The organism is Paracoccus sp. L-17 (genome assembly GCF_056857655.1).
Genome location: NZ_JBSXNM010000035.1, coordinates 209694 through 219476, shown reverse-complemented (window position 1 = coordinate 219476; position 9783 = coordinate 209694). Strand labels below are relative to the sequence as shown.

Here is a 9783-nt window from a genome sequence, read left to right as displayed (position 1 = left end):
TCAACAACAGACGCTTGCTGGAACCCATCGGTAACATCCCGCCAGCAGAGGCCGAGGCAAACTTCTATGCCGCTCTGGAAAGATCAGACATGGCCGCGTAACTAAGACAAATCAGCCTCCGGAAAACCCGGCGCGGTTCAGATACCATCAAACAAGACCTATGGCTTGTCCTGCACTCAGACTTGGTCGCATCGGCCCGGGTCAGAGCGGTTGCTGACTTTGTGGAAGAGATCGTGAGCAACAGCATTGGACAACTCTCGAAATTCAGCGAGAAACATTGAAGAGTTTTGCCGAGGTGACCTGAGGCTGCGCATTTATGAGCCGCGACGCGAACCTCTGTGATGGCAGGCATCGAACACTGTGGTTACCTTCATGCATCTTCTGCGAAAGTCTGCTCCAAAAGTGCCAAGTAAGCAGCGCGTAAGCAGGTGTTACCGAAGCTGCCCAATTCTATCTATATGATTTTATTGAAGAAATGGCGCACCCGACAGGATTCGAACCTGTGACCTCTGCCTTCGGAGGGCAGCGCTCTATCCAGCTGAGCTACGGGTGCATACCGTTCGCGAGATGCTTACGCCATGCTTACGCAAGATTTTCGGCTCGTTAAAGAGCGAACCCGATATCCGCTCAAGCCGTTGTTTAGTCACTTCTTTCTTCCAACACCTTTCGCTTTCGCCAGACTTGACATCCGCCTTCGGAGGGTAGCGCTCTATCCAGCTGAGCTATGGGTGCTTACCGTATCGCAACTGCTTACGCAGTGCTTACGTGAACTTTTCGCGAGTTGAAAGATCGAAATGAAGGCCTTGCGAATCCTTGCTGCAATAGTCTTTCTTCATCTCCTCTTTTTCACGCTTCCTGTTGACATCAGCCTTCTAATGTCAACTTTTTTGTCCACTCGCACGACGGGGGCAAAACTGAACCGGATCTCGCGCCCCAGACTGAATCGACAGCTCGGATTTTCGCCGCCCGAACGGTGGCATCCATTCTTGATGGGAACCTGGTGTATTCTCAAGGTCTCGTGCTCTTGTCCGCTCCCCGGGTCACTGTTTCATTTGAGGCTCATCTTCCGGATGAAGCTGCAACGAATGCCTTTGTAAGGTGGCCGTCGTTCCAGATCAGCCATGGAAGCCTCGGGCGTCTGGATAACCCCGGACGGCATTCTGTGCAATTCGCAGGGCTGCGAAATTCCGACATCGCCTCGCCCGCCTGACGGCGGTGGTGTCATGAGCTTGACTGGCAGGACTGACCCTGCGCGCCGCTGCCGACGTTTCGACAGGATGGCTTTTGCAGGGATCAGCGATCTGCCAATCGCTCGATGTCTCGGGCGATGTCCTCGGCGAGGCGGGCAACCTTGTCCTGCGCGTCGCTACGTTGCGCATAGGCCCGCAGACCGAAAATCTCGGCCTGCAACCGGCAGGCCAGACGTTCGGGATCAGTGCCGTCGGGCAGTTCGCCGGCAGTCTGGGCTGCGCGGAATGCGGTGGCAAACTCTGCCTCCATTCCCTCCATGATCTCTTCGGTCAGACGGCGCAGGACCGTGTCGTCGTCAGGCGTCTCCAGCAGCGTCTTGACCAGCATGCAGGCGCGCGAGGGCACCGCGTCGGCCTGAATGCAGCCCAACGCCCGCACATAGGCTGCAAGTCCGGCCAATGGCGATGCTTTCGCGACCCTTGCCTGTCGAAGCTGTTCGCGCGATCGCCGTGCGTAGATGTGAAGCGTCTCGGCAAACAGCGCCTCCTTGGACCCGAAGGCCGCATAGATCGAGCCGGGTCGCATGTTCAAGGCCGCTTCGAGGTCCTTCAGCGACGTCGTGTGATAGCCCTTGCGCCAGAACAGCGCCTGTGCCCTGGCAAGCACCTCGTCCCTGTCATAGCCGGCTCGCCTGGCCATCCGCGCACCCATCCGTTCGATTCATGAGCAAGTGTTCAAAAATAACTTGAACAAGTGCTCAAGTAAAGCTACTTGCCAAGTCGAACACTTGATCGATCACTCAAGAAAGGACGATCCGATGGCCGATTTCACTCTTCACACGCTGGAAAGCGCCCCCGAGGAAAGCCAGGCGCTTCTTGAAGACAGCCGCAAGGGCTTTGGCCGCGTTCCCGGTCTGCATGCGGTGATGGCAGAGGCTCCGGCCCTTCTGGACGGCTACAAGCATCTGCATCAACTCTTTGCGCAAAAAACCAGCTTCAACAAGGACGAGATGACGGTCGTCTGGCAGACCATCAATGTCGAGCATGGATGCCATTATTGCGTGCCCGCACATACCGGGATCGCCAAGATGATGAAGGTGGACGACGCGATCACCGAGTCGCTGCGAAACGAAACGCCGCTGCCCGATGCGCGTCTCGAAGCCTTGCGGACCTTCACGCTGCAGGTGGTGCGCCAGCGCGGCGATCTCGGCGAGGACCAGGTGCAGGCATTTCTTGAAGCGGGCTACACCAAGCGCCAAATCCTCGAAGTGGTCCTGGGCGTGGCGCAGAAGGTGATGTCGAACTACACCAATCATCTGGCACAAACACCGGTGGACGAGCCAATGAAGGCTTTCGCCTGGACCAAGGCTTCCGCAGCCGCCTGAGGCTCGATGCAGCCGTGCGATAATGTCGCATCGGACGGGTCCGAACTCGGGCCCGTCTTCCTGCGTTCGACAACGATCCGCCCGCCGCTCTTGCGCGCCGTCCCGACCGGACGCCGAGAAAAGGACCCGACCCATGCCCCGATCCGATACCCTGAACCGCAGATTCGTCCTGGCCGAACGCCCAAGAGGCGAGCCGGATGACAGCACGCTGCGGCTGGAAACCGGCGATGTGCCGGCGCCCGGCAAGAACCAGATGCTGCTGCGCAACGAATATCTGTCGCTCGATCCCTACATGCGCGGTCGGATGAGTGACGCGCCCTCCTACGCCGCGCCTGTCGGAATCGGAGAGGTCATGGTCGGCGGCACCGTCGCGCAGGTCGTCAGTTCGGATATCGACGGCTTTGACGAAGGCGACTGGGTTCAGGCCTTCGGTGGCTGGCAGGATTATGCGCTGTCCGACGGTACCGGTGTCCTGAACATGGGCAAGAACCCCGAAAATCCGTCCTGGGCGCTCGGGGTTCTGGGCATGCCGGGGCTGACCGCCTGGGCCGGCCTGACCCGGATCGGTCAACCGAAGGCCGGCGAGACGCTGGTCGTTGCCGGGGCCAGCGGCCCTGTGGGTGCGACGGTCGGCCAGATCGGCAGGATCCTCGGGCTTCGTGTCGTGGGCATCGCTGGCGGTCCCGAGAAATGCGCCCATGTGGTCGATGCCCTCGGGTTCGACGACTGCATCGACTACAAGTCCGAGGGCTTTGCGCAGGCTCTGGAAAAGGCGGTTCCGGGTGGAATCGATATCTATTTCGAGAATGTCGGCGGCGCGGTGTTCGATGCCGTCATGCCGCTTTTGAACCCGTCCGCGCGGATCCCGGTCTGCGGGTTGATTTCGCAATACAACGCCACCTCGCTGCCGGATGGCCCGGACCGGCTGAATCTGCTTTTGGGAACCATCCTGCGCAAGCGGATGACCATGCGCGGCTTCATCGTCTTCGATGATTTCGGCCATCTCTATCCCGAATTCGCCGAACAGATGCGCGCATGGGTGAAGGAGGGGAAAATCAAGTATCGCGAGGAGGTCATCGAAGGTCTGGAACAGGCCCCGCGCGCATTCGTTGGCTTGTTGCGGGGCGAGGCCTTCGGCAAGCGCGTCATCAAGCTGAATCGCTGAAAAGATCAGGAAAAGGAAAGATTCCGATGAAGATACTCATGGTTCTCACATCCCACGACCGGTTGGGCGATACCGGCAAGAAGACCGGCTTCTGGCTGGAAGAATTTGCGGCCCCCTATTACGTCTTCAAGGATGCCGGTGCCGAGATCACGCTGGCCTCGCCCAAGGGTGGCCAGCCGCCGCTGGATCCGTCAAGCGATTCCGAGGACGCGCAGACCGAGGCCACGAAGCGGTTCAAGGCCGATGACGCGGCCCAACGCGCGCTGGCCAACACCGCCGTGCTGTCCACCGTTTCGGCCGACGGATTCGACGCCATTTTCTATCCCGGCGGCCACGGTCCGCTCTGGGATCTGGCCGAGGATGGCGACAGCAGGTCGCTGATAGAAGCCTTCGCCGCGAACGACCGTCCCATCGGCGCGGTTTGCCATGCCCCGGCGGTGTTCCGGCATGTCGAGGGTTCGGACGGCAAGCCGCTTGTTTCCGGCAAGAAGGTCACAGGCTTTGCCAACACCGAGGAAGACGGTGTCGGCCTGACCGATATCGTGCCGTTCCTGGTCGAGGACATGCTGAAGAAGAACGGCGGCGACTACCAGAAGGGCGATGATTGGACCTCGTTCGTGGTGACGGATGGAAAGCTGGTGACCGGCCAGAATCCGGCCTCGTCAGAGGCTGCCGCACACAAGCTGCTGAGCCTTCTGTAAAATGCAAAGGCGGGGCGGTGTTGCCGGCCTTCCCGCCATGCCGGGCCCGTGCCCGGGGGCGCGCACGCATTCCGACCAACGGAGAAAACGATGAACATCCTTGTTGCCGGCGCCACTGGCCAGACCGGTCTGCGCCTGATCCAGGCGTTGAAGACGAAGGGCCATTCCCCGATCGCGTTGGTGCGGGATTCGTCCGACACCGGCCAGCTTCCCTCCGAGGTGCAGATCCGCCGGGGCGATCTGACGGACCTGCGGGACGGGATCTGCGAGGGCTGCGAGGCGGTGATTTTCGCGGCGGGCTCGGGCAGTTCCACCGGACCCGAGATGACTGACAAGGTCGATCGCGACGGCGCCAGGCGTCTGGTGGACCTGGCTGTCCGGGCGGGCGTGCGGCGCTTCGTCATGCTCAGTTCCGTCGGCGCCGACAATCCCGACGGGGACAGCAAGCTTGGACACTACCTACAGGCCAAGCATGATGCCGACGAGCATCTGATCTCTTCGGGGCTTGAATTCGCCATTCTCCGCCCTGTCGCGCTGACCGACGACGAGGGCACGCGAAACATGCGCTTTGGCGATGAAGTCGACGTGACCGGCAAGGCCGCACGAGGCGATGTCGCCGCCGTCCTGGCCGACGCGGTTGACAACCCGGAATGGACCGGAAAGGTTCTGACCATGCAGTCGATCTAGGCGCAGCGATCCGGCGCCGACCGGCCCATGTCTTGGCTATGTCTCAACGGCGCTCAGGTAGGCTTTCAGCGCCACCGCGTTGTTGTGTTCGTCATCTTTCGCGCCATAAACCAGCGTGACCCGGCCCGATTCCAGTCGCTGGCGCAACGCTGCGACAAGATCGTGGTTTGCATCCAGTTCGCCCGCATAGCGGCGCTTGAATTCCTGCCACTTGTCCGGGTCGTGATCGAACCAGTCGCGCAGGCCGTCACTTGGCGCGATGTCCTTCATCCAGTCATCCAGTTCCAGCGCCTCTTTCGAGACGCCGCGCGGCCAGATGCGATCCACGAGGATCCGCTGTCCGTCGGATGGGCCGGGCTTTTCATAGGCACGTCTCAACCAGATTTGGGTCATCTTTCCTCCTTCGGCATATCGCCCGCTCCGGTCAGCACCATGTCCATCGGAATGTCGTGGGGCTGCGGATAGATCGTGGCGATGGCGGCAACGGGATGACCCACACCGATGAATATCGGCCTGGACGGCAATGCCGCCAGTGTCCGGTCGAAAAACCCGCCGCCATGGCCCAGCCGGAAAAGCCTGCGGTCGTAGCCGACCACGGGCGCGATGAGGATGTCCGGCACGACCTCGTCCGTTCCGACCGGGTTCGGAATGTTCCAGACGCCGCGTTCCCAGCGGCAATCGGGTCGCCATTCGCGGAACGCCAGGGGCTGGCCCTCGGCGACGACGACCGGCAATGCGGCGCGCGATCCCTGCGTGCAGGCCCGCTCCATCCAGCCGCGCAGATCGAGTTCGCCGCGAAAGGGCCAGTAGAGGCTGATGACGGTATCGGGACCGTGATCGACGATTCGGTCAAGCTCTGCACCGACCGCGACGGCAACCCTGGCCCTTTCTGCCGCCGAAACCCCGAGGCGCAGGTCGATGAGGCGCGCGCGCTCGGCCTTGCGCCAGCGGGCGACGTCGCGTTTCTGAACCGGATCGACGGCCGCAATGCCGTCTTGCATGGTCTCCAGTTCGTGGGCGAAGCAGGGTGGCGAGGCGTATCCATCCGCCGGGGTTCGGTTCATCGGCTCGCTCCTTGCTGCCGGTCGAAAATCAACCCGTCCGAAAGGGTCATCCCGGCGTGACAGGCATCGTCTCGGCAAGCATCAATGACTGACGTTGACGCGAGACAGGAACCGGGCGCCGCCGGCGGAACCGGAATTCCGATCATGCCGGCCTCAGGCTCGGTGGCGTCGATCGGCCGTATCCGCCGCGCCAGTCCACAATATTACCGTGAATCGATGCGGCGATGCGGCTGGCACGCTCGATCACATGCGCCGCACCTTCCGGCGGACAGGTTTCGCGGGCGGTCTGTGAAAACAGATCGAGCCAGCGATCGAAATGTGCTTGCTCCACCGGCAGCCCAAGATGCGCCTGCATCGGAGAGCCGTGGTAGCGACCTGTCATCAGGGCCACGGAAGACCAGAAATCGACCATCCGGTCGAGATGCGGCGGCCAGTCGGTGATCCGTTCGGCGAAGATCGGACCCAGAAGCGCGTCTCGCCTGATCCGGTCGTAGAATCCGTGAACCAGACGGGTCAGAACAGCGTCATTCAGCCCTGTCCGGTCCATCAGGGCCGATGTGATCTCTGGCCTGAGGGTGACGGTTGCTTTGGGCGTCGCTAGGGGAGGGGGCATGTCATTCACACTTGAATAGGCATTTTCAATGCTGTTTTATAGAGCCGACACGCCCACGTAAACCCCGACGAGATTTTCTGATGCGTCTGACCGCCTTCACCGATTTCGGCCTCCGGGCGCTGATGCGGATCGCCAGCGAACCGGAACGCGCCTTTTCGACCGCCGAGATCGCCGATGAGTTCGGCATATCCCGCCATCACCTGACCAAGACCATGGCGGCTTTGGCCAATGCGGGTTTTCTGACAACGAGACGTGGTGCCGGAGGCGGGGCGATGCTGGCCCGACCGGCGGCGCAGATCGGACTGGGCGAGGTGGTGCGGGTTCTGGAACGCGATCAACCGCTTGTCGAATGCTTTCGGGTCGATGGCGGGGCCTGCGTGATCACGCCGCAATGCCGTCTGAAAACCTTTCTTTTCGCAGCCGAAGCCGCGTTTCTGGACCGGCTCGACCATTTCACCCTGGCCGATTGCGCGCTGGATCCGCGCGGTCGGCCTGTAAAGGAGGCATTGTCGTGAAGCTGAGGCTGACCGAAACGGGCGTCGAAGTCGCCGCGGAAGACCTTGCCCCGCTTCTGGAACTGGATCCGTCCGATCTGCGCCGTCAGATGCGCGACGGAGCGGTGACAACCCGGTACGAGGTCGGCCAGGACGCGGATGCGGGCCGGTTCCGTGTCACCTTTCAATCCGCCGATTGGCGGGTCAGGTTCACATGCGCCAGCGATGGAACCGTGCTGAAACGACTGCGCAACAGGCGCGGCGGATGATGTCGTCCGGGACAGCGGCTGCATCCGAAGTCATGACAGGCTGGATCGAATTCGCCGCCGCGATCGCGGTGTTCTTTCTCAGCCATTCGCTGCCGTTGCGTCCGGCCGTCCGCGCGCGTGGCGTCGAATATCTGGGCCGCGGCGGCTTTGGCCTGCTGTATTCGGCGCTGTCGATTGCGGCGCTGGCCTGGATGATCGGCGCCGCGGGTCGCGCGCCCTTCGTGCAGCTTTGGCCGCGGCAGACCTGGCAAACCCTGGTGCCGTTGATCGCGATGGCACTGGCATGCCTGATTGCCGCCTTCTCCATCGCCCGGCCCAATCCCTTTTCCTTCGGCGGCGGGTCTTCGGGTTTCGATCCCGCCAGGCCGGGGATCGTGCGCTGGCTGCGGCACCCCATGCTGGCGGCGCTGGCATTGTGGGCTGCAAGCCACATGGTGCCCAACGGCGATCTGGCGCATGTCCTGCTTTTCGGCATATTCGCGGCCTTCGCCGTTCTGGGAATGCGCCTCGTGGACCGGCGCAAGCAGCGCCAGATGGGTGTCGCGCAGTGGGCCGCGCTGCGACGCGCGGCAGGGACCGGACCCTTCGTGCCGCGTCCTGTCTCGTCCGCCCATGCCGCGATCCGCTTTGGGATCGCGGCGGCTCTGTATGTGACGCTGATCGTGTTGCATCCGGTGGTGATAGGCGTGTCGCCTCTGCCCTGACAGGGATCGGTCTGGCCGTTTGCGCGAAAAGATGCGTTTCCGAAAGACCTGTCTGCCGCGCAGGATTGCAGAATTGCGCCCGTGGATGTCGGGTGACGCTGGTGCCGTGCGGCGGGAAGGTTGCATAGAGAATGGCAGGCGAATAAATTGACATCCATGATACCGATTTACGGCGGCCCGTGACGCCGTAGAATGACAGGGACGGTCGAGGACGGACGGAGCGACATATGCGCATGGACATTCACAACGCCGACGTCCCCGTGCTGTGTCGCGCCTGCGAAGCACGGCATCGCGGAATCTGTGGCGCGCTTGATGCGCCGGAACTGTTGCGGCTGGGTCGGACCAGCAGCAGACACGAATACGGTGCCGGAACGACCCTTGTCGCCGCCGGGGAACGCCCCGAACATTGTTCGAACATCCTCAGCGGAGTCGTGAAGCTTTCCAAGCTTCTGCCCGACGGGCGCCAGCAGGTCGTCGAGTTGCAGTTCGCGCCGGATTTTCTGGGCCGGCCGTTCGGCGGCGAAAGCGATGTCCTGGTCGAGGCGGCGACCGATGTGCGGCTGTGCTCGTTCCCGCTCGACATGCTTCAGACGATGATGGCCGGGTCGGCGGCCTTCGAGACGCGGATGCATCGCCAGGCGCTGCGTCAGCTGGACGATGCCCGCGACTGGATGATGACGCTGGGTCGCAAGAACGCGGCCGAGAAGGTGGCCTCGTTCCTGCTGATGCTTTCGCGCCATGTCCGTCCTCAGCAAGAGGGGTATTCAACCTCCTTCGCGCTGCCGATGGGGCGATCGGACATCGCCGATTTTCTCGGCCTGACGACCGAGACGGTCAGCCGCCAATTGACCAGGTTGCGAAAGGACGGCGCCATCGCGATTGAAAGAACGCGGCATGTCGAGGTTCTGGACCTGGACGAATTGAAAGAGGTCGCGGCGGGCGGAACCTAGTCGCGCCGCGACAGCGCCTGCCGGTAGAGAGGCAGGATCACGTCCCGATCGAAAGCCGAGTGCCGCATCAGCGGCCGGAACAGGCCGCGCAGGAGATAGCCGAGCTGATCGGCCTCCGCATGTCTCCGCGACCGGACGAAGCGCATGATGGCTTCGGCGACGATGGCGGCGTGATCCTCGTCCTCGACATGTTCCGCCCGCAGCCGGTCCAGCGTCGGGCCGATCGACGCTTGCCACGTCAGGATCGCCGGAAACACGTGGGTTTCTTCAAGATCCTGGCAGGCCCGCAAGGTCGGATGAAGCGCGTCGGCCAGCATCTTGGCCGCCAGCGTATCGATCCGGTCGGGAAGGTCGTCGGCCAGCGATTCCAGATCGCGGCACATCCGTTCCTGCCGCGAAATGAGAGCCTCGAAATGCTGCGAAAGGCGGTTGCGTTCCAGGGTGATGTCGATGGGCACTTGCACCCGATCGCCTCCTGCGACGACATGACGTGCGATGGCATCAGGCTATGCAATCAATCCTGCGCCAACTTGATCCAGATCAAGAAATGGTGACGACGCG

Annotated in this window: 13 protein-coding genes and 1 tRNA gene; 8 read left to right on the top strand and 6 right to left on the bottom strand. The window is 62.2% G+C overall.

Going from position 1 to position 9783, the window contains the following annotated elements; translation table 11 throughout:
- Nucleotides 1-476 precede the first annotated feature (476 nt).
- A tRNA-Arg gene (locus AC13CR_RS08875) sits at nucleotides 477-553 on the bottom strand.
- A 740-nt stretch (nucleotides 554-1293) separates the two neighbouring features.
- The gene (locus AC13CR_RS08870) at nucleotides 1294-1890 is read right to left on the bottom strand and encodes a TetR/AcrR family transcriptional regulator (protein ID WP_292950747.1); all 597 of its coding nucleotides are present in this window, start codon (nucleotides 1888-1890) and stop codon (nucleotides 1294-1296) included.
- A gap of 118 nt (nucleotides 1891-2008) precedes the next feature.
- Between AC13CR_RS08870 and AC13CR_RS08865 the strand changes: the two genes are divergently transcribed.
- The 4 genes from AC13CR_RS08865 to AC13CR_RS08850 all read left to right on the top strand — a co-directional run bounded on the left by AC13CR_RS08865 (nucleotide 2009) and on the right by AC13CR_RS08850 (nucleotide 5128).
- Entirely contained in the window at nucleotides 2009-2575 is a 567-nt protein-coding gene (locus AC13CR_RS08865; RefSeq protein WP_292950876.1) for a carboxymuconolactone decarboxylase family protein, read from the top strand.
- A gap of 133 nt (nucleotides 2576-2708) precedes the next feature.
- Nucleotides 2709-3740 carry an NADP-dependent oxidoreductase gene (locus AC13CR_RS08860; protein WP_292950749.1) on the top strand — a complete coding sequence of 344 codons (1032 nt, stop codon included), beginning with the start codon at nucleotides 2709-2711 and terminating at the stop codon, nucleotides 3738-3740.
- Between the two features lie 26 nt (nucleotides 3741-3766).
- Nucleotides 3767-4441 (top strand): type 1 glutamine amidotransferase domain-containing protein, encoded by a 675-nt coding sequence (locus tag AC13CR_RS08855; protein ID WP_292950751.1) that lies wholly within the window; start codon nucleotides 3767-3769, stop codon nucleotides 4439-4441.
- A 90-nt stretch (nucleotides 4442-4531) separates the two neighbouring features.
- Complete coding sequence (locus tag AC13CR_RS08850; RefSeq protein ID WP_292950753.1) at nucleotides 4532-5128, top strand: SDR family oxidoreductase; 597 nt, start codon at nucleotides 4532-4534, stop codon at nucleotides 5126-5128.
- 36 nt (nucleotides 5129-5164) lie between these two features.
- On the opposite strand, the gene AC13CR_RS08845 is transcribed toward AC13CR_RS08850, so the two are convergent.
- The 3 genes from AC13CR_RS08845 to AC13CR_RS08835 all read right to left on the bottom strand — a co-directional run bounded on the left by AC13CR_RS08845 (nucleotide 5165) and on the right by AC13CR_RS08835 (nucleotide 6739).
- Nucleotides 5165-5521 (bottom strand): DUF488 domain-containing protein, encoded by a 357-nt coding sequence (locus AC13CR_RS08845; RefSeq protein WP_292950755.1) that lies wholly within the window; start codon nucleotides 5519-5521, stop codon nucleotides 5165-5167.
- Nucleotides 5518-6192 (bottom strand): 5-formyltetrahydrofolate cyclo-ligase, encoded by a 675-nt coding sequence (locus AC13CR_RS08840; RefSeq protein ID WP_292950757.1) that lies wholly within the window; start codon nucleotides 6190-6192, stop codon nucleotides 5518-5520. The genes AC13CR_RS08845 and AC13CR_RS08840 overlap by 4 nt, the downstream gene beginning before the upstream one ends.
- A 142-nt stretch (nucleotides 6193-6334) precedes the next feature.
- Nucleotides 6335-6739 (bottom strand): group III truncated hemoglobin, encoded by a 405-nt coding sequence (locus tag AC13CR_RS08835; protein WP_446236380.1) that lies wholly within the window; start codon nucleotides 6737-6739, stop codon nucleotides 6335-6337.
- Between the two features lie 146 nt (nucleotides 6740-6885).
- On the opposite strand from AC13CR_RS08835, the gene AC13CR_RS08830 reads away from it, so the two are divergent.
- The 4 genes from AC13CR_RS08830 (at nucleotide 6886) to AC13CR_RS08815 (ending at nucleotide 9222) form a co-directional block, all read left to right on the top strand.
- Nucleotides 6886-7320, top strand: a complete 435-nt coding sequence (locus tag AC13CR_RS08830) for an RrF2 family transcriptional regulator (protein WP_482900907.1) — start codon at nucleotides 6886-6888, stop codon at nucleotides 7318-7320.
- The gene (locus AC13CR_RS08825; protein ID WP_292950761.1) at nucleotides 7317-7568 is read left to right on the top strand and encodes a DUF6522 family protein; all 252 of its coding nucleotides are present in this window, start codon (nucleotides 7317-7319) and stop codon (nucleotides 7566-7568) included. Before AC13CR_RS08830 ends, AC13CR_RS08825 begins: the two co-directional genes overlap by 4 nt.
- Before the next feature lie 32 nt (nucleotides 7569-7600).
- A complete protein-coding gene (locus tag AC13CR_RS08820; protein ID WP_292978000.1) occupies nucleotides 7601-8272 on the top strand; it encodes an NnrU family protein in 672 nt (223 codons plus the stop codon).
- Between the two features lie 233 nt (nucleotides 8273-8505).
- The gene (locus tag AC13CR_RS08815) at nucleotides 8506-9222 is read left to right on the top strand and encodes a Crp/Fnr family transcriptional regulator (RefSeq protein WP_292950765.1); all 717 of its coding nucleotides are present in this window, start codon (nucleotides 8506-8508) and stop codon (nucleotides 9220-9222) included.
- Here the strand turns inward: AC13CR_RS08815 and AC13CR_RS08810 are convergent.
- Entirely contained in the window at nucleotides 9219-9686 is a 468-nt protein-coding gene (locus AC13CR_RS08810; protein WP_292950767.1) for a hemerythrin domain-containing protein, read from the bottom strand. The two genes, AC13CR_RS08815 and AC13CR_RS08810, sit on opposite strands and share 4 nt — an antisense overlap.
- Nucleotides 9687-9783 lie beyond the last annotated feature (97 nt).

Bases quoted from the DNA above. Each gene is read 5' to 3' on its own strand.
- AC13CR_RS08870 (WP_292950747.1), bottom strand. From the start codon at position 1,890: ATGGCCAGGCGAGCCGGCTATGACAGGGACGAGGTGCTTGCCAGGGCA.
- AC13CR_RS08865 (WP_292950876.1), top strand. From the start codon at position 2,009: ATGGCCGATTTCACTCTTCACACGCTGGAAAGCGCCCCCGAGGAAAGC.
- AC13CR_RS08860 (WP_292950749.1), top strand. From the start codon at position 2,709: ATGCCCCGATCCGATACCCTGAACCGCAGATTCGTCCTGGCCGAACGC.
- AC13CR_RS08855 (WP_292950751.1), top strand. From the start codon at position 3,767: ATGAAGATACTCATGGTTCTCACATCCCACGACCGGTTGGGCGATACC.
- AC13CR_RS08850 (WP_292950753.1), top strand. From the start codon at position 4,532: ATGAACATCCTTGTTGCCGGCGCCACTGGCCAGACCGGTCTGCGCCTG.
- AC13CR_RS08845 (WP_292950755.1), bottom strand. From the start codon at position 5,521: ATGACCCAAATCTGGTTGAGACGTGCCTATGAAAAGCCCGGCCCATCC.
- AC13CR_RS08840 (WP_292950757.1), bottom strand. From the start codon at position 6,192: ATGAACCGAACCCCGGCGGATGGATACGCCTCGCCACCCTGCTTCGCC.
- AC13CR_RS08835 (WP_446236380.1), bottom strand. From the start codon at position 6,739: ATGGACCGGACAGGGCTGAATGACGCTGTTCTGACCCGTCTGGTTCAC.
- AC13CR_RS08830 (WP_482900907.1), top strand. From the start codon at position 6,886: ATGCGTCTGACCGCCTTCACCGATTTCGGCCTCCGGGCGCTGATGCGG.
- AC13CR_RS08820 (WP_292978000.1), top strand. From the start codon at position 7,601: ATGACAGGCTGGATCGAATTCGCCGCCGCGATCGCGGTGTTCTTTCTC.
- AC13CR_RS08815 (WP_292950765.1), top strand. From the start codon at position 8,506: ATGGACATTCACAACGCCGACGTCCCCGTGCTGTGTCGCGCCTGCGAA.